Genomic DNA, 19,615 nt, shown 5'->3' on the forward strand with positions numbered 1-19,615 from the left:
ACGCGGTCTTCGTCCCCGCCTTCATCGTCGGCAGCATCGTCCTGCTGCCTCAGCCCTTCATCGCCAAGGATCGCTGAGCCATGTGCTGCTACATCTCCTCACCGAGCGATAACGAGCCTGATGCGGTCGCAGAGGTTCAGCGCAGCGCGTCCGCAGGCGGCGTGGTCTACCTGGCGCTGTGCGACCTGCAGGTCGCCCTGCTGCAGCAGGTAGGCGTCGCCCGGACCATCGCTGCCGGTCGGACCGACGCCGATCTCGATAAGCGCATCGTGGACGCCGAGCGCGGCGTCGCCGAGGCCTTCGACGCCTACAACCGCGCCCTCTGCACCCAGGCCCGCGGCGAGCCCTACCGGTTGCTCGAGGCCTCGCACGGCGGCGTCGCCCGCTCCATGCGCTTCCGGCTCGCGCAGAACCGGACCGTCGCGCAGATCGAGGCGCGGGCAGCCCGGCCGGTGGTCGGCATCTCGGCGGAGGCGCTGTGATGGGCGCCAAGAAGTCTATCGTCCCTATGAGCGCCGTCGAGGCCTATGCGGCGCTGAAAGAGCTTCGGTCCGAGATTGGTCCGAAGGCTTACGTCACCATCAGCATCACAGCGTCTGACCATCGCGAAGCCCCAGTCTACGCCAGCATCTATGCGGGCGGTATCGGTCAGACGAGCCCGAATTTCTCCTGCAATGGCGATGACATTGGCGAGGTAGTCGCCGCTCTGCGCGCCGGTTGGGCTGGTTTCCAGGAAGAACATGCGCGCCGGATGACGGCCGACATGGCCCTGGAGATCATCCGCATCACGGATGAGCAGGGCTGCTGCACGGACGCGGCCCTGCGTGGGTCGAAGTTCTCCGTCGGTGACGTGCTCCGGTTCGGGTCGGCAGCCTGCGCGAAGGCGAACGAGATGGCCGGCCGCGGCCCGTTCGAGATCGTCAGCATCGCTGGCGCGAATGGGGAGGCCGCCTGATGGCCGCCGCTCGTCGCCGCCCGGACATTACCCGTGACGCCGTGAAAGAGCTGGAGGCTGCCCGCGTTCTCCGTGAGCACCTCTCCGACCTCGCGCAGGGAGACGAGGCTTTCGTCCGGGACTCGCTCGAAGGTGAGACGGACCTCGACGGCCTCGTCGCCACGCTGGTGCACGCCATCGGCGAGGACGAGGCGCACGCAGTCGGCCTGAAGGCCTACCAGGACCAGATCGGGCTGCGCGTCGCGCTGTACGGAGAACGCGCCGAGTTCAAGCGTCGGCTGCTGATCCAGGCACTGGAAATCTCGGGTCGGTCAACCATCGAGACGGACGGCGGCACGGTCAGCCTGCGCCCCGTCGCCCCGAAGGTCATTGAGGGCGAGATCGCCGACATCCCTGCGGAGTTCTGGCAGCCGCAGCCGCCGAAGCTCGACCGCAAAGCACTGCTCGCCGCGCTGAAAGAGGGCCGGGACGTGCCCGGCGCCAGCCTGAGCAACGGCGGCACCACGATCAGCATCCGGAGGGCCTGAGCGTGTCGAGCGTCGTCACCATGCCCACGGCCGCGGCCGCCTACGACGCCAAGGCCGTCGCTCTGATCCGCCGGACGGTCGCTGCCGACACCAACGACGACGAGTTCAACCTCTTCGTCCACACGGCTCGGCATCTGCGCCTCGATCCGCTGCGCCGGCAGATCTTCGCCTTCGTCTACAACAAGGACAAGCCGGCCAAGCGGCGGATGTCCATCATCGTGGCGATCGACGGCTTCCGTGCAATCGCGGACCGTACCGGCGCCTACCGGCCGGACGAGGACGAACCGTCTTACGAGATCGATCCGGAGCTGAAGGGCCCGGCCAACCCCGCGGGGCTCGTGAAGGCCACCGTGCGGGTGTTCAAGTTCGCGCACGGTGCGTGGCACCGGGTGACGGCTTCCGCCTACTGGGAGGAATACGCGCCGGTCACCGAGCAGTGGTCGGACGTGGTTCGGAAGGACTCGGGCAAGACGTGGCCGAATGGCGACGTGAGGTACGACGTCGTCCCGGCCGAAGGCGCAACCCGGATCCTCAAGCTCGACACGTCCGGCAACTGGGGAAAGATGCCCCGGCTGATGCTGGCGAAGGTCGCGGAGGCCCTGGCGCTACGCAAGGCGTGGCCGGACGATCTCGCGAACGTCTACGCCGCCGAGGAGATGGATCGGAGCCGAGCATCCGAGGTGCTGCCATCCGAGGCCGCGGCAGAGGGCGCCACGCAGGAGCGGCTGGAGCGCATCGGCGCCGGCCGGACGATCCTCTTCCAGTTCGGGCCGAACACGCCTCTGGAGCCCGTCGAGATCGGCCGTATCGCCGACCGCGTGCGGGAGCACCTACACGTCCTTGCCGGCGATCCCGCCGCCGTGCGCGCCTGGGAGATGCAGAACCGGCACGGCCTGCGAGAGTGGTGGGGTCGTGACACCTCGCGCGATCCGCTGGAGACGAAGAAGGCGATCGAGGCGGCGCAGCGCGAGGTGGTGGCATGAGCGCCATCTTCGACGCTCGCGCCCGGCGCGACCAGGGCATGGAGGCTGCGGCCGAGGCCGAGCGCCGCGACCAGCCTGAGTATGCGCCCGCGCTGTATGCCGCGATCGTCGCCGTCGCGCGCCGGCAGGCCACCGTCCACGTGGACGACGTGCTGCCGTTGCTGACCATCCGTGCGCAGCACTTCAACGCCGCCGGCAGCGTCTGGGCCCGCGCTATCCGTGACGGCGTCATCGTCCGGACCGGTCGCATCCGCGCCTGCCGGACCGACCGCACGAAGCACGCGCATCAGTCCCCGGTCTACCGCTCGATGCTGTTCGGGCGCGCCACGGTGCCGACAGCGCCCGGCCGGCGGCCGCCGCAGACCTCCGGCCTTCCCGGCCAGATCGACTTGTTCGCAGGAGGCGCGCTGTGACGGACGCTCTGCCGGAGATCCCGTGCCGCTACGATGGCGAGGGCGCTTTCTCGGCCGCCACGCCGCACTGGCGGCACACCGCGGACAAGCACTTCGTGATCGGCGAGACCTACAACCTCGCCCACCAGGAGCAGCGCTCCCGCAACTCGCACAACCACTACTTCGCCGAGCTGACCGATGCGTGGCGCAACCTGCCGGAGCGATGGGCAGAGCGCCTGCCGACGGTCGATCACCTCCGGGCCTACGCGCTGATCCGAACCGGCTTTGCCGACAGCGCCACCTTCGTGGCCGCGAGCGCCAAGCAGGCCCGCGACCTCGCGGTGTTCATGAAACCGCGTGACCTGTTCTCGGTCGTCACCGTCGAGGCCGCCACCGTCACCGTCTGGACGGCGCAGAGCCAGTCCATGCGGGCAATGGGCAAGGCCCGATTCCAAGACAGCAAGAGCAAGGTCCTCGACTACGTGGCCGCGATGATCGGCACGGATCGGGACGCGCTCGCCCAGAACGCGAGGGAGGCCGCATGATCGGTTCCGCGATAATCGCCCTCGTCGGCTACGGCGTGGCACTGTCCTTGGCTGTTGGCGTGGCTGCGGACCTCTTCACCGCGCACCGTGCCGCGTTTCTCAAGGACAGGGCGACCGCTGCAAAGCACGGGACGGGCGCCCTGTTGGGCTCCGCCCTCGCCATTGGCTTCGCCACGCTGACCCGGCACCTGACTGGGGGGCAGTTCTGATGGCCCGCCGCGAGTTCAGCAAAGCAACTCAGCGTGAGGCGCTGAATCGCTCCGGGTACCGGTGCGAGGCTGTGACGCCGGCCGGCGTGCGCTGCCCCGCCAAGGTCGGCCGCGGCGCCCCGGTCGAGTACCACCACATCGTCGCCGACACGATGGGCGGCGAGCCGACGCTAGAGAACTGCGCTGCGCTCTGCCCGCGCTGCCACAAGATCGAGACGGCGTTGCTCGCCTCAATCCGGGGCAAGGCTCAGCGACGAGCCGATGCCTACGACGGCGTGCGTGATCCCCACCGACGGCCGCTCGTCAGCCGCGGATTCACCCCACCGCCACCCAAGCCCTCGCCCAGTCGTGTGCCGGACAAGCTCGCCGGCCTTCCCCGCAACACCTTCACGGAGCGCTCGCGATGAGCAGCACCGAACTCGCCTTCCTGCGCGATCAGACCATGCGCGGACCGTCCCGCCCACGGTACCTGCAGGTCCCTCACATTCGACGCGAGGACACGCCGGCCGATCTTCTTGAGCGCCTACGGGTCGGCCGCGTCCTCAAGCAGGCCCGGGTCCGCAAGGGCATCTCCCAGCATGAAGCCGGCCGGCAGATGGGCCTGCAGCAAGGCCAGCTCTCGTCTTGGGAGCGCGGGCGTGAGGCCATCCCGCCGAGTCGTCGGCCCATGCTCGCCGAGTTCTACGGCTTCGATGCCGAGCTTCTGGCTGGCCTCGACATCGCGGAAGTCGCGATCACGCCGGATGAGCGGGCGCTTCTGAACCGGTTCCGCGCCGCTTCTGAGGACGAGCGCCGTGCCGCGCTCGCTGCGGTGTGCCCGTGATGGCTACCTCCCGCATCCCCTGCACGGGCGACCTGTTCCGCGCCTCCGCCCCGGCGAGCAGCGAGGGAGCGGCGGTATGAAGCCGAACGCCTGCCACATGCCCGCGCCGGCCCCGCGCTCCGAGGCCGAGATCCAGCCCCTGCGCGAGTACCGGATCACGTGGCGCGGCGACTCGCACGTCATCGCCGCCCGGTCCCGCGCAGCCGCCCGCTACGCCTCATGGAAGGCGTTCCGAGAGGCCGGCTACCGTGCCGATCTGCCGACCTTCGCCGACATGATCACCATCACCCGATCTGACATCACCTTGAACTGCCGGCTGTGTGGCGATCTCCGCCAGACGCTGGTGAGCGCGGAGTAGCGACATGGCTGAGACCCCGACACTGCGCGACGGCGACCGCGTGTGCGGCGCTGGCACTGTCCGCGATGGCCGTATCGTCTGGGAAGACGAGACCGTGACCGTCGAGGCCCCGGCGCTGGCCGTCGGCGACCGAGTGTCCTGGCATCCGAAGGGCGCGACGGAGCGCGACTTCGGTCGCGTGCTCGCTGTGGACCCTGAGGGGGACGACCCAGCCAACAGCTACGTCTGGATCCGCCAGGAGGGGAAGTGGCCGCGGCTCACCATGCTCGCGAAGGAGCTCCGCCGTCATGGCTGATGTCTCGAACCGGTCACGGAGCGCCACGGCCCGCCGCAAGCCCTGCCTCGACCAGATCAGCCTCGACCTGATGATCGCCGGCACGAAGGCCGCTGGCGTCCGGCGCACGCGGGCGAACGCGCAGGCCTGCGCCAGGCTTCAGATCGCTATCCGTGAGGCTCTGCGAGCCGTCCTCCCGCCGGACGATCCGCGGCGCGATCCCGACTACCCGTTCAACCTTCCCCCGGAGTAGCCCCATGGCCGAGTCCAGCACCATCACGCGCGAGATGATCGAGGCGGCCGCGACCGCTCACTCGCCGGAAGAGATCGAGCGACTCGCTCGTATCGCCTACGAACATCCTGCCTGGCACCACGTGCAGCCTTGGTCACGCAACCCGTGGGCTCGGGAGAAGTGGACCGCCTGCATCTCCGCGGTTCTCGCCGCCCTCGCGACGGGAGGCGCCCGTGGCTGAAACCTCATCCATTGAGCCGACTAACGCGACGGTGCGGCTCCATTCACATCATCGGGAACGCGAGCTGCTCAGTCCACGATTTAGAGGCCTCGTGCTGCCAAATGGGGTGATGCGCATCCAGTTGCGTGAACTGGCCGACATACACCGATGCGACGAACCCAAGCAGCAGAAGCAGTGCCACTGTGACAGCGTCGGGATGCCGGCGCGCGCTGTGAATGCCGATGCAACCCAGCGTGAATACTGCTGCGACGATGAGGGGAAAGAGCGTGACGCGCGACATAGGGGGTACTCCCCTGCAAGTCGATCTCTTCACTCCGCGCGCCGCCCCGCCACCGAGGTCGGCGCGAAGTTACAGGAAATAGACGTTCAAGATGGCCCACGACATCCATCACGGCGTGGTTCAGTAGCCGGCCGCCTCCTCGACGGCGTCGAGCACAACGGCATGCCGGAGGTGCGCTCATGATCGGCCGCACCTACCTCGAAGCGGGCTCGCCCGTCCGCGTCCTGATCCGCTGGGGCAAGACTGCCGCTGGACCATCCGCGCCGATCGGCCCGCTGAACGACTGTAGCTGGGGCCGGCGCCGCGCCCCGCACAACGTCCTGATCGAGCGCCAGGACGGAAGCCGGGTCGTCCGGCCGTTCCGTGGCCTGCGCAAGCTGCCGGAAGTGAGCCATGGGTGAGATCATGCAGAGCCCGACCGTGCGCCGCATCGTCGGCCCGACGATCCTCCTCGCCAGCGGGAACTACTTCGACTTCCTCGCGCCCGAGCAGAGCGCCTTCACGATCGAAGACATCGCCCACGGGCTGTCGCACGTCTGCCGGTTTGGCGGCCAGTGCAGCCGGTTCTACAGCGTCGCCCAGCACAGCGTGATCGCGTCGAAGCACGTGCCGGGACCGGACTGCTACGCCGCGCTGATGCACGACGCCGCCGAGGCTTTCGTCGGCGATATGGCGAAGCCGCTGAAGGACCTCTGCCCGGAGTATCGCGAGGTCGAGAAGCGGGTCGAGGCCGCGGTGTTCCAGCGCTTCGGCGTGCCGACTCCGCTGCCGCCGTCGGTCAAGGAGATCGACACGGTACTGCTCGCCACCGAGCAGCGCGAGCTGATGCGCAACCGCGACGACTGGAACTATACGCGGGGCCGGCAGCCGCTGGACATCAGCATCCCGCCCATGACGCCGGCCATGGCCAAGGAGGCGTTCCTGGTCCGCTTCGCCGAGCTCGCCCCGGCCGACGCGCTCGACATCGCGGGGGCGGCATCATGAGCTGGTGGAAGCGCAAGACGAAGAAGCTCCTCCGGCCGACGCGAGTGCGTGCGGCCTCGCATCGATGGGGTTGGTGGTTCTCGGCGGACGAGGAGAACTACAGCGGGCCCTATGTGACCCGCGATGCCGCGATCGCTGCGGCCCGCTCAGAACGCTGCGGCGAGTGGGACAGCGTCGGAGGCGTCGGCCGGTTCTACCTCCTTGAGGCTCGGCAGGGGCCGATCGCGCTCTGGCGCTACGTCGACAGCAGCGACGTCATGGAGCGGGTCTGCGAGGCCGTCGATGACGAGTACGGCGGCGAGGACGGGATCGAGTGGGATCGGGTGTGGCCCGTTGCGGCCGATAGGCGCCTTGAGAATTGGGTCCGCCGTGTCGTTCGCTTCTGGCAGTGGTGGCACAGGATTGAGGTCCGCACGTGGGGCTTCACGCACTCTCGGAATGCTGAGCGCTACACCTGGGTAAGGGGGTTCTGATGACCGCCCCCGACCCCGGCCGCACGGCCTACGAAGCCCTCGCTGAGCGCCTGCGGGCCTGGGGCGAGAACGATGCCGATCCGGCCTACTTCCAGGGTGACGTGCTCTCGTGCGCGCTGCTGGACTGCGGGGCTGCCAGCGAGGCCGTCACGAAGCTGCTCGCCGAGAACGAGCGCCTGCACGAGCAGAACAGCACACTCGACATCATGGGCGAGACCGGCTTCGAGTGCATGATGCGAGCCGGCGAGGAGCGCGACGAGCTGCGTGCCCGCTTCGCCCGGCTCCTCATCGCCTTCCACGACGCGATCCGCCGGCCGCTCGGCGTGACGCCGGACAGCGGGGCCGAGTTCTACGACCCGCGGATGGCGGACAAGGCGGAGGCGCGGCCAGCGCAGGGAGGGCGGCTATGAACGCACCCTTCCGCCGCCGTCTTCTCGGCACAACGCTGCCGGTCGCGATGGATCGGCCGGCGGCCCTCAACACGAGCATGGGGCCCAGCGAGCCATCGCCTACGGGCGCCGAGATCATGGACGCCTGCCACAAGCCGCTGGACGAGGTAATGCCTGGCGGCAAGCGCCCGCGCTGGCTCGGCGGGGGATCAGGCATTCGCTTCGAGGTCGACCTGGCCATGCCGAACGGCTGGTTCGGCCTGCGCCAGCCCAACGAGCCAGCGGCCTATGCCGGGGCCCTGCCGATCTCGTCGTTCCAGATCTTCTACCGTGGCGGGGACGTCGTGCGGCTCTCGCCGAAGAACGCCGAGCAGCTCGCCCGAGGGCTGAAGGAGCAGGGAGTGGGCAGTGCCGCGTAGCGTTCGCGCCCCATCCCGAGACGAATCCCCCTACCCTATCGAAGGAGGAAGGTCGTGATCTGCTACACGCCGGCGGAGGTTGCGCAGCGCTGGAAGTGCTCGGCCAACCTCGTGCGGAAGATGATCGACAACGGCGAGTTGACCGCGTTCCGGGCCGGCGGGAAGCTGCTCCGGATCCGCGAAGCGGACCTCGAGGAATATGAGCGATGCCAGAATACAGGCTCCAGCGTCTCCGCGGAGGATGGAGCATCGCAGCCTACGAGGATGGAAAGCGGGTCAGCCGTCGTCGGCTTGAATGCAGCGATGCAGCGGGCGCGGCAGCCGAGTTCAGCCGCATCGTCGCGGAGGCAGAGCGTCCGGTAGACCCGGACGTCCGCACGATCTGGAACGCCTATGTCGCCGACAAGGCCGGGCGCCGGATCGCGGAGAACATGGGCTGGACCGGCCGAGCCGTCCTGCCGTTCTTCGGTGATCTCAAGCCGGATGCGATCAGCGAGAAGACCTGCCGGGCCTATGTCGCGACGCGCCGATCGGCGAAGCGGGGATCGGCGGCGCAGCAGGCGCGCCTGGAGGCGGCCGGGAAGCCCCCTGCCCTTGGGGTGGCCGACGGCACAATCCGAACCGAGCTGAATCAACTTCGCGCCGCCCTGCTCTGGGCGGAGAAGCGCCGGATGATCGGGCGGGCCCCCGCGATCGAGATGCCGAGTGCCCCGGTGGCGCGGGAGCGGCACCTGACCCGGCGCGAGTTCGAGCGGTTGCTCGACGCCTCCGAGACCCCGCACCTGCGCCTCTACCTGCTCCTCGCCATTTCGACGGCCGGTCGCAATGCCGCGCTCCTCGAATTGACCTGGGATCGGGTCGACTTCGAGCGCGGCTTGGTGTTCCTCGGCCCGCGCCACGTGCTGCGGCCGCAAAAGGGGCGCGCAACGGTGCCGATGACGAACGCACTCCGCGCCGCCCTGTCCGATGCCCTCGCCTACCGTCGCGGTGATCGCGTCATCACCTGGGCTGGCGAGCCGGTGGCGAGCGTGCGCACCGCGCTCGGAAAGGCCGTCAAGCGCGCCGGGTTGCCGAAGGTCACGCCGCACATGCTCCGGCACTCGGCTGCGGTATGGATGGCCGAGGACGGCGTGCGCATGGAGGAGATCGCCGCCTACCTTGGCCACGCCGACGCGATCATCACCCAGCGGGTTTACGCTCGCTTCTCGCCCGCGCATCTGCGAAAGGCTGCCGGATCGCTGGAGGTCGGAGGCCCTCGGCCAGCGGGCTGAGTTATGAAGTGCTCACGGGTTCACGTGAACCTGCGGACCCAAAAACCGGGGTTCAAGAGCGTGGAGCGGGCGGAACGGATCACGATCATGGTGCAAACGAAGCCAGAAGTTGACCCGGCACACCCTTTTGGTAATGAAGAGGTCGAGAGTTCAATCCTCTCTCGCAGCACCAGCACTCTCTCCGATCTTGTAGCCGGTTCGCTGATGCTATGTGTTCCGTGAGGGAGCTCGTCGCAGTCTGAGTTTCCGCTGCGGCCGCCCTGCCGAATCCATGCGCTGAAGGGATCGTGCGGACGTGAATTCGACAGCCCTGATCACGATGCTGGGCCTCGTCATCGGATGGGCCATCCTCGCCGGCGCCGCTGTGGTCACCGGCCGGTTCGCCACCCTGGCCTTCCTGATCCTGACCCTGACCGCCCTCTACCTCTACGTACCGTGGGTGCGCCTGCGCGCCAGCGGGCTCGATGGCTCCAGCCGGCCCGTGCGGTTCTGGACGAACGTCGCCATGCTGGCCGTCAGCTTGGCCGCCTGCCTCGCCTTCGGGATGATGCTCGCCCGCCGGACCGGGTACCTCTGATCGCGCGCGGCCCGGACGACGGGCAGACTCAAAGGGAATCGGACCAGATCTCCAGATAGGCCGGATCGAACTGCGCGAGCCGTTCCAGCCGCGGACGGTCGAGGAGCGTGAGCCGTCCGCTCTTCAGGTGGATCAGCTGGCTGTCACGCAGGTATTTCAGCACGCGGTTGACGTGCACCGACGTCAGCCCGAGCGCGTCCGCAAAATCGTTCTGCGTGATCCGCATCTCGAAACTGTCGTCGGTGACCAGGCCGACGGTCGCCAGCCGCCAGCGCAGCTCGCAGAGCAGATGCGCCATCCGCTCGATACCGACGCGCCGGCCCAGGCTGACGATCCATTCGCGGGCGATGGCCTCGTCGCGCCGCAGGCGGCGGCCCAAGGCTGCGGCGAGGTCCGGGCTGTCGCGGGCGGAAAGCCGCGCGATCGGGATCTCGCCGACCGTGCAGCGGGTGAGCGTGTTGACCGCGTAATCCGCGCGGCTCGCGAGGATCGCACCCAGGTCGCAGAGGTCGCCCGGAACCAGGATGGCGGTGATCTGCCTGCGGCCGTCCCGCAGCATGCGATAGCGGCAGGCGTGACCGGCCAGCAGCAGGTGCGCGACTTCCGGCTCGGCACCGGGCAGCAGCAGGTCGTGCTGCTTCGGGATCGAGCGCTCGCGCACGGCCAGATCGAAGGCTTTCGCGAAGCCGTCCGGGGTGAGCGGGCGGGTCTCCAGGAGAGCTGCCAAATCGGCGATCTGGACGGTGAGCATCAATGCACTCCAAGCCGTTGGCCCCGCGCCGACCGCGGATTAGGCGCGTATTATAAGATGGTGCATTTTCAAGTATAAGTTCGCTCGCTGTATTCCGGGTAACGGCGGATCCTAGATTATACAAAGTGTACGCTAGCGTACAGACGGCGAATGCCGGTCAACGTCGTATTGCCGCACGTCGAATACATGCCAAGCTTGACGGTGGTGCGGGGCTGGTAAGCGCTAGCATGCGGGTCGGATTGCGCGGATCGATCCGCCCGGGAGCGTCTTCGCGGCCGGCTCGACCGTCCGCACGTCAAGCTTCTGCATGGTGAGGGCGCTGCACCCGCAAAATGCTAACCTGCGTTGAGGTACATTAACATGTGTTGGTGCCGCATTTCGACGATCAAGCGCAGCTGCAGAAAATATTTTTAGCCGTTGTAGCCTGATTCAACAGCGAAAAATCGGATCGTGGGCGTCTTGATCGTTCCAAATGTGTTGGAACATCGAACCGAGGTCCTGAAGCCGGGTTGGTCAGGATGCGAAGGCTTATGCTCCCAGGGAGTACCGAGCCTGCGGCCGATCGTGCGGTGAGCTAGGGCGCGCCGTGCCTCTCGCGAGGGACAGACACCATGTATTATCACGACAAGCGACTTCAGTACCCGGTCAAGGTCGACAGCCCGGACCCGATCTATGCCCGGATGCTCCAGCAGGCGATTGGCGGGATCGAGGGCGAGATCCGGGTCTGCATGCAGTACTTCTTCCAGGCCTGGGGCAACCGCGCTCCGACCACGAAGTACCGGGATATGCTGCTCAACACCGCGACCGAGGAGCTCGGGCATATCGAGATGCTCGCGACCGCGGTGGCGATGAATCTGGAGAACGCCCCCACCAAGGTGCAGGAGGCCGGGGCCGCCGACGCCATCGTCGGCGCCGTGATGGGCGGCGAGAATCCGCGACACATCGCCGAAGGCATGCTGCACAAGACGCTGCTGTCGGCCGGCATGGCGGCCTTCCCGGGTAATTCCGACGGCCTGCCCTTCGACATGAGCCACATCTACGCCAGCGGCAACATCGCGGCCGACATGTACTGCAACGTCGCCGCCGAGAGCACCGGCCGCGTCCTCGCGGTCCGGCTCTACAACGCCACCAACGATGCCGGCATGCGCGACATGTGGAGCTTCCTCATCGCCCGGGACACGATGCACCAGCAGCAATGGCTGTCGGTGATCGAGGAACTCGGGGGGCACGCCGGCACGCTGCCGATCCCGAACTCCTTCCCGCAGAGCGAGGAGAACCAGAAGTTCAATTATAACTTCTTCTCGACGTCGGCGGACGGCTCGCCGCCCCCGGCCGGCCGCTGGACGCAGGGCCCGTCCCTCGACGGCAAGGGCGAGTTCAGCGTGGTCCAGAACCAGCCCATGGGCGAGGAGCCGGTGCTCGGCCCGGCACGGCCCGACAGCGGGGCCCAGTCCGAGCAGATCGGCTGACGGCGCGGTGCTCCGGAGGCGGACGATCCTTCGGAGCACCGTCCGTTCCCAGGGCCTGACACCGGGTCGGAACAGGGAGGCGCAGAGCGGTGACAAGCGGTACAGTCATCGATGGTCGTGTCTGCCTCGCCCGAACGGACGCGGAGCGCGCTCCGCTGGTTCGGCGGCTGGGGCGGATCGAGGGCCAAGTGCGCGGCCTGCGAGCGATGGTCGAGGCGGATCGGCACTGTCTCGACGAGATCCAGCAGATCCGGGCCGCGACGGCCGCGCTGCGCGAAGTCGGCCTCCTGATCATCGGTCAGCACGTGACGGTGGGGCTCGATCTCGCGCTTCACGCGGCGGATCGGGCGGCGGTGATGGCGGACCTCGAGCGCGTCCTGCGCGCCGCCATGGCGGAGGCCGGCTAGGCATCGGACGGCTCGGGCTCAGTGCTTCGTGAGCGTCTCGACGACGGCGCCCTGCCCGACCGTCTCGGAGAAGCGGGCCAGCCGGCTCCGGCTCGGCTCGTTCAGGCCGCCGGCATGGGCGAAGGTGGTCAGCGCGATGCCGACGAGGAAGCGGGCCTCCTCCACGGTCACGGCTCGGCCGCTGAGCGTGCTGGCCGCTCCGCGCACGGCCAGGACGGCCTGCTGGAACGCCGGATCGTCTTCGAGGTCGGTCAGTCGGTTCATGGGTGTCGTCCTGAGCTGCGGTCCAGGTAAAGGCGGCGGCGCGGCTCGGATCTCGCAGTCGCGAGGATCTTCCGTGCGTTGCCGCAGACTCGGCGTGGCGGCGGCCAGATTTGGATTGGAAATTCTCTCATCAAAGACGTTGTCCCGCTCCGCATATCTGTCGCGTTGATCATGCTTTGTATCATAGATCAGTCTTATGATCTGCCCATCCGCTGATCTATGTTGCGGCAACATGCCGGTGCCTGGGGATTAATAACCGAACCCGCTCTTTCATCCCTCTCAGGTGATCGGCTGTCATGCTCGAACTCTCGCTCGACGGTGATACAATCGACACGCAGGCGCCCCGGCTCCCCGACAGCGTGCAGTATCACCTCGGCCATCTTCTGGCGGCGACCTACGCGCAGGATTCGGTCGAGCCTTCCATCGCGGACCGCTTCGCCGAACTCCTGACGCTGCTCGATGCCGCGTTCGGCAAGGCGCAGGACGGTCGCGAGAAGGAGTTTCAGACCTCCCTGCTCGCCATGGTGCCGAACCTCCAGCGCTTCGCGCGCTCGCTGCTGCGCAACCATGTCGGGGCCGACGACCTCCTGCAGAACACGCTTCTGCGGGCGTGGCGGTCGCGCGCCAGCTTCGCTCCGGGCACCAACCTGGAGGCGTGGCTGTTCACGATCATGCGCAACCAGTTCTACAACGAGCACCGCAAGCGCGGCCGCGAGGTGCAGGACGAGGATGGCACGCAGGCCGAGCGGATGGTGTCGCTGCCCGAGCAGGGCGGCCACCTGGACTTGAGCGACGTGCGCACCGCCCTCGACCGCCTCGCGCCGTTGATGCGGCAGGCCCTGGTTCTCGTGGCGATCGAGAACCTCACCTACGAAGAGACGGCGGCCGTGATGAATTGCCGGATCGGCACGGTGAAGAGCCGCGTCTGGCGCGCTCGGACACAACTCGCCGAGATGCTCGGCTACACCGGCCTGGAGGTCGGCAGCGACGACGTCATGCTGGCCGCGGCCGGGCCGAAGGGCCGGAAAGCGGTAACGGTTTCCTGAGCGCACTCGGCTAACCGGGAGCGCGAGAGGCCGGCCGGCGCGTGTCGGGCCGGTCGCCACGCGCCCGGAGCGCCGTCCCTATGCCGTCACGAATGCTCGCCCCGGGAATCGTCGCGGTCGGTCTGCTTCTGGTTCCCTGGGCCGCGCCGGCGCGCGGGGCTGAGGGCCCGAGGGTGCGCGCCTGGCTCTCGGACCTCATCACGCGGATCGATGCCGTGGACCGCGCTGGCGCCCGGCCACGATCGGGCCGGCGGGCCGGTACCGTGGTGGTTCACGTGGAGATCGCCGCGGACGGGTCACTGCAGCGGATCGAGATCGAGCGGAGTTCCGGCGTGCCGGACCTCGATCGGCGGGCGCTCCGCGCCGTCCAGGGGGCTGTGCAGGGCAAGGCCGCAGGCTTGGTTCAGGGCGCCGGCCCGCTGGCTCCGCCGCCGGCCGCGCTGCTCGGCGGGGCGGGCGTCGCTGACCTCAGTGTCCCGGTCGATCTCGGCCGCTGAGCGTCCGGCAGCCGCTCGGCTCCCCGGACGACCGGGACCGGCCGTCGTTCCAGCGGCAGGGCTGCCGCGTTTGTCGGAGGGACCGGTTGCCTTGCGGGCTGCCCGGGCCAGCGCGGGAGCGCGACGACGACCATGATGGACCCGAGGTAGAAAGCCACGCGGATCAGGATGCCGGTCAGGGCCTGGGCCCAGGCGCGCATCTCGTAGATCGCCGCGCAGCCGAACGTGAAGCAGGCCGCCAGCAGCAGCGCGCTGCCCTGCCCGGTCACGTGCGGCATCCCGAGACGCCGCCTTCTGCGGCGCTCTTCGCGGATCGGGCCGGGATCTCGGCCGGGCGACGGGACGGCTGCATGCGGCACGAACGCGATGGCGGACAGGTCGCGACGTTCGCGCGTTCCCGGCAGCCTTGCCTTCGTTCATGTTAGTATTTGCCGCATGAAAGCATTCCTGGCCGCGGATAAGATCAGGAATGAGCAGAGGCAATCTATGTTAAGAAAAAACATCGCTGCAGGACAAATGATGTTATTTTAGGACGAAACCCGCTGATGTACTTCGGGTTTGGTCTATCGGGGCAGAGACCGACCGGAGGCTTCGAATGAGCACTCTTCGACCCGTGCGTTCGCGCGCCGTCCGCCCTCCGGCCGCCTGACGGCACGATGCGCCGTCGTCCCGGCCTTCCACTCCGCGCGGTGCTTCTCGCCGCAGCCTTGCCCCTGCTCTCCGGGTGCCAGCAGCACAACATCCTCGACGGGAAAGGTCCCGTCGGGTCGGCCGAGGCGAACATCCTGATCATCGCCACGGTCATCATGCTGGCGATCATCCTACCGACGATGATCGCCACGGTGGTGTTCGCGCTCTGGTACCGGGAATCCAACCCGAAGGCGCTCTACCGGCCCGACTGGGCCTTCTCGGGTCGGATCGAGCTCGTCGTCTGGTCGGTGCCGTTCCTGACCATCGCGTTCCTGGGCGGCATTGCGTGGATCGGCGCGCACCAGCTCGACCCGGCCACGCCGCTCGCCTCCGACAAGAAGCCCCTGGAGGTGCAGGTCGTCTCGCTCGATTGGAAGTGGCTGTTCATCTACCCCGATCAGGGCGTGGCCAGCGTCAACGAGCTGGTCGTGCCGGCCGCCACGCCGGTCAATTTCCGGCTGACCTCCAGCAGCGTCTGGAATTCGTTCTTCGTGCCGAAGCTCGGCAGCATGATCTACACGATGCGGGGCATGGTCACGCGGCTCAACCTCATGGCCGACCAGGAGGGCGAGCTCTACGGCCTGTCGACGCATTTCAGCGGCGACGGCTTCTCCGACATGAACTTCCCGGTGCGGTCGGTCTCCGACGCGGCCTTCGCCGACTGGGTCAACGGCGCGAAGGGCTCGGGGAAGGCCCTCGACCGGGCGGCCTACGCGGAGGTCGCCAAGCAGAGCATCGCCGATGCGCCGCGCAGCTTCGGCTCCGTCGAGCCGGGCCTGTTCGACGGCATCGTCGCGCAGACCGTCCCCCCGGGGCCGGGCCCGGCCGCGGGCGGCGTCGAGGGCGTGCGGCCCAAAGGCGGATCCTGATCAGGGGCGGCTCCTGTCCGAGCCCCCTCCCCGACCGGCAGCGGTTCCAGACCCGAGGACATCACTCCATGCTGGGTAAGCTCACCCTCGAAGCGATCCCGCTCCACCAGCCGATCCCGCTGATCGCGGGGGCGGTGGTCGTGGCCATCGTCCTCGGGGTGGTCGCCTGGATCGTGCTGGCCGGCCACCTGCCCTATCTCTGGCGGGAGTGGATCACGAGCGTCGATCACAAGCGGATCGGCGTCATGTACTGCCTCCTCGCGCTGGTGATGCTGATCCGGGGCTTCTCGGACGCGCTGCTGATGCGGTCCCAGCAGGCCTTCGCCTACAAGGCCGCCGGCTATCTCCCGCCCGAGCACTACGACCAGATCTTCTCCGCCCACGGCGTGATCATGATCTTCTTCGGCGCGATGCCGTTCATGATCGGGTTGATGAACTTCGCGGTCCCGCTCCAGCTCGGCGTGCGCGACGTGGCGTTCCCGACGCTCAACTCCGTCAGCTTCTGGCTCACCGCCTCGGGGGCGCTGCTGGTCAACGTCTCGCTGGTCGTGGGCGAGTTCGCCCGCACCGGGTGGTGGCCGGCGCCGCCGCTCAGCGAGATCACCTACTCGCCCGGTGTCGGCGTCGATTACTATCTCTGGGCGATCCAGATCTCCGGTGTCGGCACGCTGATGACCGGGGTGAACTTCGTCGCGACCATCCTGAAAATGCGCGCCCCCGGCATGAGCTACCTGCGCATGCCGATGTTCTGCTGGACCGCGCTGGCCTCCAGCCTGCTGATCGTCGCGGCCTTCCCGATCCTGACCGCGACGCTCGCGATGCTGTCGCTCGACCGCTATCTCGGCTTCCACTTCTTCACGGATTCCCACGGCGGGAATTCGATGATGTTCATGAACCTGTTCTGGGCCTGGGGGCACCCGGAGGTCTACATCCTGGCGCTGCCGGCCTACGGGGTGTTCTCGGAAGTGATCTCGACGTTCTCGGGCAAGCCGCTCTTCGCCTACCGGTCGATGGTGCTGGCGACGATGTCGATCTGCCTGCTCTCGTTCACGGTGTGGCTGCACCACTTCTTCACCATGGGCCCGGGCGGCGACGTCAACGGCGTCTTCGCCATCACGTCGATGATCATCGCGGTGCCCACCGGCGTGAAGATCTTCGACTGGCTGTTCACCATGTATGGCGGCCGGGTCCGGCTCACCACCGCGATGCTGTGGTCGCTGGGCTTCATGGTGACCTTCGTGGTCGGTGGCGCCACCGGCGTGCTGCTCGCGATCCCGCCGGCCGACTTCGTGCTCCACAACAGCATGTTCCTGGTGGCCCACTTCCACAACGTCATGGTCTCGGCCGTGCTGTTCGCGGCGTTCGCCGGCTACACCTACTGGTTCCCGAAGGCCTTCGGCTTCCGGCTCGACGAGTGGTGGGGCAAGGCCGCTTTCTGGTTCGGCATCACGGGCTTCGTCATCGTCTTCGGGGCGTTCTACTGGCTGGGGCTCCTCGGCATGACGCGCCGGATGCAGCACTACGACGTGGCCGACTGGCGGCCCTGGATCCTGGTCTCGGCCTTCGGCGCCGTGGTGATGATCGCGGGCGTCGTCTGCCAGGTGATCCAGCTCGTGGTCTCGATCCGCCGCCGCGAGGAACTGCGCGACGTCACCGGCGACCCCTGGGACGGCCGCTCGCTGGAATGGGCGACCGCCTCGCCGCCCCCGGTCTTCAACTTCGCGGCCCTGCCGGAGGTCCACGGCGAGGAGGCGTACTGGGCGATCAAGAGCCGCGCCCGCGAGCAGCTGCGCCTGCGCGACGAGCCGGATTACGAGCCGATCGAGATGCCGCTCAACTCACCGACCGGCTTCATCTGCGCCTTCTTCGCGACGCTGATCGGGTTCGCGATGATCTGGTACATCTGGTGGCTCGCCGCCGCGGGCCTCGTCGGCGCCTTCCTGACCTTCGTGGTCTTCGCGTGGCGCGACACGGTCGAGTACGAGATCCCGGCCTCCGAGGTGGCGAAGGTCAACCGCGCGAACCGCGCGACCCGGCTTGAGGCGCTCCAGGGCGTCGGGCAGCGGAGGGCCGCATGACCAGCACCGCTGCCCCCGGCTCGGTCACCGCGTTCCGCGGCGACCCGAACCATCTCGGCCACAGCCGGGACGGCCACGGCGAGTCCCGGGCCACCGGCCGCGGGACCGGAGGTCCCTCGCCGAAGCGCATCGTCGTCGCCTACGGGTTCTGGATCTTCATCCTCAGCGACATCGTGATGTTCGCGTCGTTCTTCGCGAGCTACGCGGTGCTGCAGGGCGGCGTCTCGGACGGGCCGACGGGCCCCGAGATTTTCGACCTCACCAACACCGCCCTTGAGACGGGACTGTTGCTCCTGTCGAGCTTCGCTTGCGGCATGGCGAGCCTCGCACTGGGCGCCCGCCGGATGCTGTATTTCCAGGTGGCGATGGCGGTGACCTTCCTCCTGGGCGCGGGCTTCGTCGCCCTGGAGGTGATGGAGTTCTACGACCTCGTCAGCCGGGGCATCGTCCCGTCCCGCAGCGCCTTCCTATCGAGCTTCTTCACGCTGGTGGGCTGCCACGGGCTGCACGTCACGATCGGCCTGCTGTGGCTGCTGACCATGATGGCCCAGGTGCTGGCCAAGGGGTTCCGGTCCGACATCGTGCGCCGGACCCTGTGCTTCGCCCTGTTCTGGCACGCCCTCGACATCGTCTGGGTCGGGGTCTTCAGCATCGTCTACCTGATGGGGTCGATCACATGAGCCACGCGGATCACGCCGGCGCGGACGGTCTCGACCGGCACCATGCCGACCTCGCTCCGGGCGAGGAATACGGCGAAGAGGATATCGGCAAGGGTGTCCGGGGCTATCTGATCGGCCTCGCCCTGGCGACGCTCCTGACGATCTGCTCCTTCGCGATCGTGCACGCCAAATTCGTCTGGGCGCCGGCCGTGCCGGTGGCGATCCTGGTCTTCGCCATCGCGCAGATGGGCGTGCACCTCGTGTTCTTCCTCCACATCACCACGGGGCCGGACAACACCAACAATGTCATGGCGCTGGCCTTCGGCGTGCTGTTCGTGGTGCTGGTGGTCGGCGGCTCGGTCTGGATCATGAGCAACATGAATTCCAACATGATGCCGGCCATGCCCAAATCGGCCATGCCGCACTCGGCGACACCCCAGCCGCCGATGACCCAGCCGACGCATCACTGATGCGCGGCCGGATGGAAAGGCGCCGGGGGCCCAGCGCTCAGCGATCCTCGTCGGTCGCGCCGTTCCAATAGGCGCCGACGAGGTAGCCGGCCTGGTGCGCGGCGAGGTCGGCGAACAGCAGCAGGATCTTCTCGATATCGAGCGTCGTCCAGACGAACGCCCAGAGGGCCAGCCAGCCCAGGCTGACGAGCATCGAACTCGCCATCAGCGCCGTCGCCCGGTAGTTCCAGCCTTCGGCCATGCCCAGCGCGAAAAGGAGGGCCGCAATCAGCAATATTCGGACTCCTTTCGCGAGAGAAGATCAGATTCGGGCATCCGATCTTCGTGAGCGTAAAGCCCGGCGACTGTGTGCCCGACTCTCCGAGTCGGAAATTAATTTTGCATTAACCGGCCGATCACGGCGCTCGCCGTTGATCCTGCCGCGGGAGCGGCGGGCTCAGGTCGACGGGCCGGGCTAACCAGGATGGAAGCGGGCGGGCTGAT

The 19,615-nt window shown here is 67.8% G+C and carries 32 protein-coding genes and 1 pseudogene; 29 read left to right on the top strand and 4 right to left on the bottom strand.

The features are described from left to right. Positions 1-80: 80 nt before the first annotated feature. From ABIE45_RS22635 to ABIE45_RS22695, 13 genes are all read left to right on the top strand, one after another. The gene (locus ABIE45_RS22635; RefSeq protein WP_192708216.1) at positions 81-482 is read left to right on the top strand and encodes a hypothetical protein; all 402 of its coding nucleotides are present in this window, start codon (positions 81-83) and stop codon (positions 480-482) included. Beyond that, positions 482-955, top strand: coding sequence for a hypothetical protein (locus ABIE45_RS22640; protein WP_192708215.1), 474 nt, complete (start codon positions 482-484; stop codon positions 953-955). Before ABIE45_RS22635 ends, ABIE45_RS22640 begins: the two co-directional genes overlap by 1 nt. Then, positions 955-1,482 (top strand): siphovirus Gp157 family protein, encoded by a 528-nt coding sequence (locus ABIE45_RS22645; protein ID WP_192708214.1) that lies wholly within the window; start codon positions 955-957, stop codon positions 1,480-1,482. The genes ABIE45_RS22640 and ABIE45_RS22645 overlap by 1 nt, the downstream gene beginning before the upstream one ends. Positions 1,483-1,484: 2 nt before the next feature. Then, the gene (gene bet, locus ABIE45_RS22650; RefSeq protein ID WP_192708213.1) at positions 1,485-2,465 is read left to right on the top strand and encodes a phage recombination protein Bet; all 981 of its coding nucleotides are present in this window, start codon (positions 1,485-1,487) and stop codon (positions 2,463-2,465) included. Then, on the top strand, positions 2,462-2,878 hold the full coding sequence (locus ABIE45_RS22655) for a hypothetical protein (protein ID WP_192708212.1): 417 nt from the start codon (positions 2,462-2,464) through the stop codon (positions 2,876-2,878). Before bet ends, ABIE45_RS22655 begins: the two co-directional genes overlap by 4 nt. Then, the gene (locus ABIE45_RS22660) at positions 2,875-3,402 is read left to right on the top strand and encodes a hypothetical protein (protein WP_373622540.1); all 528 of its coding nucleotides are present in this window, start codon (positions 2,875-2,877) and stop codon (positions 3,400-3,402) included. Before ABIE45_RS22655 ends, ABIE45_RS22660 begins: the two co-directional genes overlap by 4 nt. Then, the gene (locus ABIE45_RS22665; RefSeq protein ID WP_192708211.1) at positions 3,399-3,611 is read left to right on the top strand and encodes a hypothetical protein; all 213 of its coding nucleotides are present in this window, start codon (positions 3,399-3,401) and stop codon (positions 3,609-3,611) included. Before ABIE45_RS22660 ends, ABIE45_RS22665 begins: the two co-directional genes overlap by 4 nt. Then, positions 3,611-4,018 carry an HNH endonuclease signature motif containing protein gene (locus ABIE45_RS22670; RefSeq protein ID WP_192708210.1) on the top strand — a complete coding sequence of 136 codons (408 nt, stop codon included), beginning with the start codon at positions 3,611-3,613 and terminating at the stop codon, positions 4,016-4,018. Before ABIE45_RS22665 ends, ABIE45_RS22670 begins: the two co-directional genes overlap by 1 nt. Beyond that, entirely contained in the window at positions 4,015-4,434 is a 420-nt protein-coding gene (locus tag ABIE45_RS22675; protein ID WP_192708209.1) for a helix-turn-helix transcriptional regulator, read from the top strand. The genes ABIE45_RS22670 and ABIE45_RS22675 overlap by 4 nt, the downstream gene beginning before the upstream one ends. 76 nt (positions 4,435-4,510) lie before the next feature. Continuing rightward, on the top strand, positions 4,511-4,792 hold the full coding sequence (locus tag ABIE45_RS22680; RefSeq protein ID WP_192708208.1) for a hypothetical protein: 282 nt from the start codon (positions 4,511-4,513) through the stop codon (positions 4,790-4,792). 4 nt (positions 4,793-4,796) lie between these two features. After that, positions 4,797-5,087 (top strand): hypothetical protein, encoded by a 291-nt coding sequence (locus ABIE45_RS22685; protein ID WP_192708207.1) that lies wholly within the window; start codon positions 4,797-4,799, stop codon positions 5,085-5,087. Continuing rightward, a complete protein-coding gene (locus ABIE45_RS22690; RefSeq protein ID WP_192708206.1) occupies positions 5,080-5,319 on the top strand; it encodes a hypothetical protein in 240 nt (79 codons plus the stop codon). The genes ABIE45_RS22685 and ABIE45_RS22690 overlap by 8 nt, the downstream gene beginning before the upstream one ends. Positions 5,320-5,323: 4 nt before the next feature. After that, positions 5,324-5,539 (top strand): hypothetical protein, encoded by a 216-nt coding sequence (locus ABIE45_RS22695; RefSeq protein WP_192708205.1) that lies wholly within the window; start codon positions 5,324-5,326, stop codon positions 5,537-5,539. 43 nt (positions 5,540-5,582) lie between these two features. On the opposite strand, the gene ABIE45_RS22700 is transcribed toward ABIE45_RS22695, so the two are convergent. After that, positions 5,583-5,819: a hypothetical protein gene (locus ABIE45_RS22700; RefSeq protein ID WP_192708204.1), complete on the bottom strand. Its 237-nt coding sequence runs from the start codon at positions 5,817-5,819 to the stop codon at positions 5,583-5,585. 179 nt (positions 5,820-5,998) lie between these two features. On the opposite strand from ABIE45_RS22700, the gene ABIE45_RS22705 reads away from it, so the two are divergent. The 8 genes and pseudogenes from ABIE45_RS22705 (at position 5,999) to ABIE45_RS22740 (ending at position 9,932) form a co-directional block, all read left to right on the top strand. After that, positions 5,999-6,220, top strand: coding sequence for a hypothetical protein (locus ABIE45_RS22705; RefSeq protein WP_192708203.1), 222 nt, complete (start codon positions 5,999-6,001; stop codon positions 6,218-6,220). Further along, positions 6,213-6,803: a metal-dependent phosphohydrolase gene (locus tag ABIE45_RS22710; RefSeq protein ID WP_373622541.1), complete on the top strand. Its 591-nt coding sequence runs from the start codon at positions 6,213-6,215 to the stop codon at positions 6,801-6,803. Before ABIE45_RS22705 ends, ABIE45_RS22710 begins: the two co-directional genes overlap by 8 nt. Continuing rightward, positions 6,800-7,276, top strand: coding sequence for a hypothetical protein (locus ABIE45_RS22715; RefSeq protein WP_192708202.1), 477 nt, complete (start codon positions 6,800-6,802; stop codon positions 7,274-7,276). The genes ABIE45_RS22710 and ABIE45_RS22715 overlap by 4 nt, the downstream gene beginning before the upstream one ends. After that, on the top strand, positions 7,276-7,686 hold the full coding sequence (locus ABIE45_RS22720) for a hypothetical protein (RefSeq protein ID WP_192708201.1): 411 nt from the start codon (positions 7,276-7,278) through the stop codon (positions 7,684-7,686). The genes ABIE45_RS22715 and ABIE45_RS22720 overlap by 1 nt, the downstream gene beginning before the upstream one ends. Then, the gene (locus ABIE45_RS22725; RefSeq protein ID WP_192708200.1) at positions 7,683-8,084 is read left to right on the top strand and encodes a hypothetical protein; all 402 of its coding nucleotides are present in this window, start codon (positions 7,683-7,685) and stop codon (positions 8,082-8,084) included. The genes ABIE45_RS22720 and ABIE45_RS22725 overlap by 4 nt, the downstream gene beginning before the upstream one ends. Before the next feature lie 54 nt (positions 8,085-8,138). Continuing rightward, positions 8,139-8,273 (top strand): annotated as a pseudogene (locus ABIE45_RS22730) (helix-turn-helix domain-containing protein); the annotation flags it as partial. 17 nt (positions 8,274-8,290) lie between these two features. Then, complete coding sequence (locus tag ABIE45_RS22735; protein WP_192708199.1) at positions 8,291-9,355, top strand: site-specific integrase; 1,065 nt, start codon at positions 8,291-8,293, stop codon at positions 9,353-9,355. Positions 9,356-9,650: 295 nt separating this feature from the next. After that, complete coding sequence (locus tag ABIE45_RS22740) at positions 9,651-9,932, top strand: hypothetical protein (protein ID WP_192708198.1); 282 nt, start codon at positions 9,651-9,653, stop codon at positions 9,930-9,932. A gap of 28 nt (positions 9,933-9,960) precedes the next feature. On the opposite strand, the gene ABIE45_RS22745 is transcribed toward ABIE45_RS22740, so the two are convergent. After that, the gene (locus tag ABIE45_RS22745) at positions 9,961-10,683 is read right to left on the bottom strand and encodes a Crp/Fnr family transcriptional regulator (protein WP_192708197.1); all 723 of its coding nucleotides are present in this window, start codon (positions 10,681-10,683) and stop codon (positions 9,961-9,963) included. A gap of 611 nt (positions 10,684-11,294) precedes the next feature. Between ABIE45_RS22745 and ABIE45_RS22750 the strand changes: the two genes are divergently transcribed. Continuing rightward, positions 11,295-12,152 (top strand): manganese catalase family protein, encoded by an 858-nt coding sequence (locus ABIE45_RS22750; protein ID WP_192708196.1) that lies wholly within the window; start codon positions 11,295-11,297, stop codon positions 12,150-12,152. A 107-nt stretch (positions 12,153-12,259) separates the two neighbouring features. Beyond that, complete coding sequence (locus ABIE45_RS22755) at positions 12,260-12,559, top strand: metal-sensitive transcriptional regulator (protein ID WP_373622896.1); 300 nt, start codon at positions 12,260-12,262, stop codon at positions 12,557-12,559. An 18-nt stretch (positions 12,560-12,577) separates the two neighbouring features. Here ABIE45_RS22755 and ABIE45_RS22760 read toward each other — a convergent pair whose 3' ends face one another. After that, positions 12,578-12,823, bottom strand: a complete 246-nt coding sequence (locus ABIE45_RS22760; RefSeq protein ID WP_192708194.1) for a hypothetical protein — start codon at positions 12,821-12,823, stop codon at positions 12,578-12,580. A 296-nt stretch (positions 12,824-13,119) separates the two neighbouring features. Between ABIE45_RS22760 and ABIE45_RS22765 the strand changes: the two genes are divergently transcribed. The 6 genes from ABIE45_RS22765 to cyoD all read left to right on the top strand — a co-directional run bounded on the left by ABIE45_RS22765 (position 13,120) and on the right by cyoD (position 19,132). Beyond that, a complete protein-coding gene (locus ABIE45_RS22765; protein ID WP_192708193.1) occupies positions 13,120-13,869 on the top strand; it encodes a sigma-70 family RNA polymerase sigma factor in 750 nt (249 codons plus the stop codon). An 80-nt stretch (positions 13,870-13,949) separates the two neighbouring features. After that, complete coding sequence (locus ABIE45_RS22770) at positions 13,950-14,366, top strand: TonB family protein (RefSeq protein ID WP_192708192.1); 417 nt, start codon at positions 13,950-13,952, stop codon at positions 14,364-14,366. A 656-nt stretch (positions 14,367-15,022) separates the two neighbouring features. After that, entirely contained in the window at positions 15,023-15,925 is a 903-nt protein-coding gene (cyoA, locus tag ABIE45_RS22775; RefSeq protein WP_192708191.1) for a ubiquinol oxidase subunit II, read from the top strand. 68 nt (positions 15,926-15,993) lie between these two features. Next, entirely contained in the window at positions 15,994-18,003 is a 2,010-nt protein-coding gene (locus tag ABIE45_RS22780; protein ID WP_192708190.1) for a cbb3-type cytochrome c oxidase subunit I, read from the top strand. After that, a complete protein-coding gene (locus ABIE45_RS22785) occupies positions 18,000-18,683 on the top strand; it encodes a cytochrome (ubi)quinol oxidase subunit III (RefSeq protein WP_192708189.1) in 684 nt (227 codons plus the stop codon). Before ABIE45_RS22780 ends, ABIE45_RS22785 begins: the two co-directional genes overlap by 4 nt. After that, on the top strand, positions 18,680-19,132 hold the full coding sequence (gene cyoD, locus ABIE45_RS22790; RefSeq protein WP_192708188.1) for a cytochrome o ubiquinol oxidase subunit IV: 453 nt from the start codon (positions 18,680-18,682) through the stop codon (positions 19,130-19,132). Before ABIE45_RS22785 ends, cyoD begins: the two co-directional genes overlap by 4 nt. A gap of 37 nt (positions 19,133-19,169) precedes the next feature. On the opposite strand, the gene ABIE45_RS22795 is transcribed toward cyoD, so the two are convergent. Next, positions 19,170-19,406 (bottom strand): hypothetical protein, encoded by a 237-nt coding sequence (locus ABIE45_RS22795; RefSeq protein ID WP_192708187.1) that lies wholly within the window; start codon positions 19,404-19,406, stop codon positions 19,170-19,172. Positions 19,407-19,615: the final 209 nt, after the last annotated feature.

The organism is Methylobacterium sp. OAE515 (genome assembly GCF_041806315.1).
Classification (GTDB): Bacteria; Pseudomonadota; Alphaproteobacteria; order Rhizobiales; family Beijerinckiaceae; genus Methylobacterium; species Methylobacterium tardum.

Bases quoted from the DNA above. Each gene is read 5' to 3' on its own strand.
- ABIE45_RS22680 (WP_192708208.1), top strand. From the start codon at position 4,511: ATGAAGCCGAACGCCTGCCACATGCCCGCGCCGGCCCCGCGCTCCGAG.
- ABIE45_RS22745 (WP_192708197.1), bottom strand. From the start codon at position 10,683: ATGCTCACCGTCCAGATCGCCGATTTGGCAGCTCTCCTGGAGACCCGC.
- ABIE45_RS22720 (WP_192708201.1), top strand. From the start codon at position 7,276: ATGACCGCCCCCGACCCCGGCCGCACGGCCTACGAAGCCCTCGCTGAG.
- ABIE45_RS22780 (WP_192708190.1), top strand. From the start codon at position 15,994: ATGCTGGGTAAGCTCACCCTCGAAGCGATCCCGCTCCACCAGCCGATC.
- ABIE45_RS22750 (WP_192708196.1), top strand. From the start codon at position 11,295: ATGTATTATCACGACAAGCGACTTCAGTACCCGGTCAAGGTCGACAGC.
- ABIE45_RS22760 (WP_192708194.1), bottom strand. From the start codon at position 12,823: ATGAACCGACTGACCGACCTCGAAGACGATCCGGCGTTCCAGCAGGCC.
- ABIE45_RS22765 (WP_192708193.1), top strand. From the start codon at position 13,120: ATGCTCGAACTCTCGCTCGACGGTGATACAATCGACACGCAGGCGCCC.
- ABIE45_RS22770 (WP_192708192.1), top strand. From the start codon at position 13,950: ATGCCGTCACGAATGCTCGCCCCGGGAATCGTCGCGGTCGGTCTGCTT.
- ABIE45_RS22735 (WP_192708199.1), top strand. From the start codon at position 8,291: ATGCCAGAATACAGGCTCCAGCGTCTCCGCGGAGGATGGAGCATCGCA.
- ABIE45_RS22635 (WP_192708216.1), top strand. From the start codon at position 81: ATGTGCTGCTACATCTCCTCACCGAGCGATAACGAGCCTGATGCGGTC.
- ABIE45_RS22670 (WP_192708210.1), top strand. From the start codon at position 3,611: ATGGCCCGCCGCGAGTTCAGCAAAGCAACTCAGCGTGAGGCGCTGAAT.
- ABIE45_RS22655 (WP_192708212.1), top strand. From the start codon at position 2,462: ATGAGCGCCATCTTCGACGCTCGCGCCCGGCGCGACCAGGGCATGGAG.
- ABIE45_RS22690 (WP_192708206.1), top strand. From the start codon at position 5,080: ATGGCTGATGTCTCGAACCGGTCACGGAGCGCCACGGCCCGCCGCAAG.
- ABIE45_RS22705 (WP_192708203.1), top strand. From the start codon at position 5,999: ATGATCGGCCGCACCTACCTCGAAGCGGGCTCGCCCGTCCGCGTCCTG.
- ABIE45_RS22665 (WP_192708211.1), top strand. From the start codon at position 3,399: ATGATCGGTTCCGCGATAATCGCCCTCGTCGGCTACGGCGTGGCACTG.
- cyoA (WP_192708191.1), top strand. From the start codon at position 15,023: ATGCGCCGTCGTCCCGGCCTTCCACTCCGCGCGGTGCTTCTCGCCGCA.
- ABIE45_RS22640 (WP_192708215.1), top strand. From the start codon at position 482: ATGGGCGCCAAGAAGTCTATCGTCCCTATGAGCGCCGTCGAGGCCTAT.
- ABIE45_RS22695 (WP_192708205.1), top strand. From the start codon at position 5,324: ATGGCCGAGTCCAGCACCATCACGCGCGAGATGATCGAGGCGGCCGCG.
- ABIE45_RS22710 (WP_373622541.1), top strand. From the start codon at position 6,213: ATGGGTGAGATCATGCAGAGCCCGACCGTGCGCCGCATCGTCGGCCCG.
- ABIE45_RS22685 (WP_192708207.1), top strand. From the start codon at position 4,797: ATGGCTGAGACCCCGACACTGCGCGACGGCGACCGCGTGTGCGGCGCT.
- ABIE45_RS22675 (WP_192708209.1), top strand. From the start codon at position 4,015: ATGAGCAGCACCGAACTCGCCTTCCTGCGCGATCAGACCATGCGCGGA.
- ABIE45_RS22785 (WP_192708189.1), top strand. From the start codon at position 18,000: ATGACCAGCACCGCTGCCCCCGGCTCGGTCACCGCGTTCCGCGGCGAC.
- ABIE45_RS22725 (WP_192708200.1), top strand. From the start codon at position 7,683: ATGAACGCACCCTTCCGCCGCCGTCTTCTCGGCACAACGCTGCCGGTC.
- ABIE45_RS22700 (WP_192708204.1), bottom strand. From the start codon at position 5,819: ATGTCGCGCGTCACGCTCTTTCCCCTCATCGTCGCAGCAGTATTCACG.
- cyoD (WP_192708188.1), top strand. From the start codon at position 18,680: ATGAGCCACGCGGATCACGCCGGCGCGGACGGTCTCGACCGGCACCAT.
- ABIE45_RS22715 (WP_192708202.1), top strand. From the start codon at position 6,800: ATGAGCTGGTGGAAGCGCAAGACGAAGAAGCTCCTCCGGCCGACGCGA.
- ABIE45_RS22645 (WP_192708214.1), top strand. From the start codon at position 955: ATGGCCGCCGCTCGTCGCCGCCCGGACATTACCCGTGACGCCGTGAAA.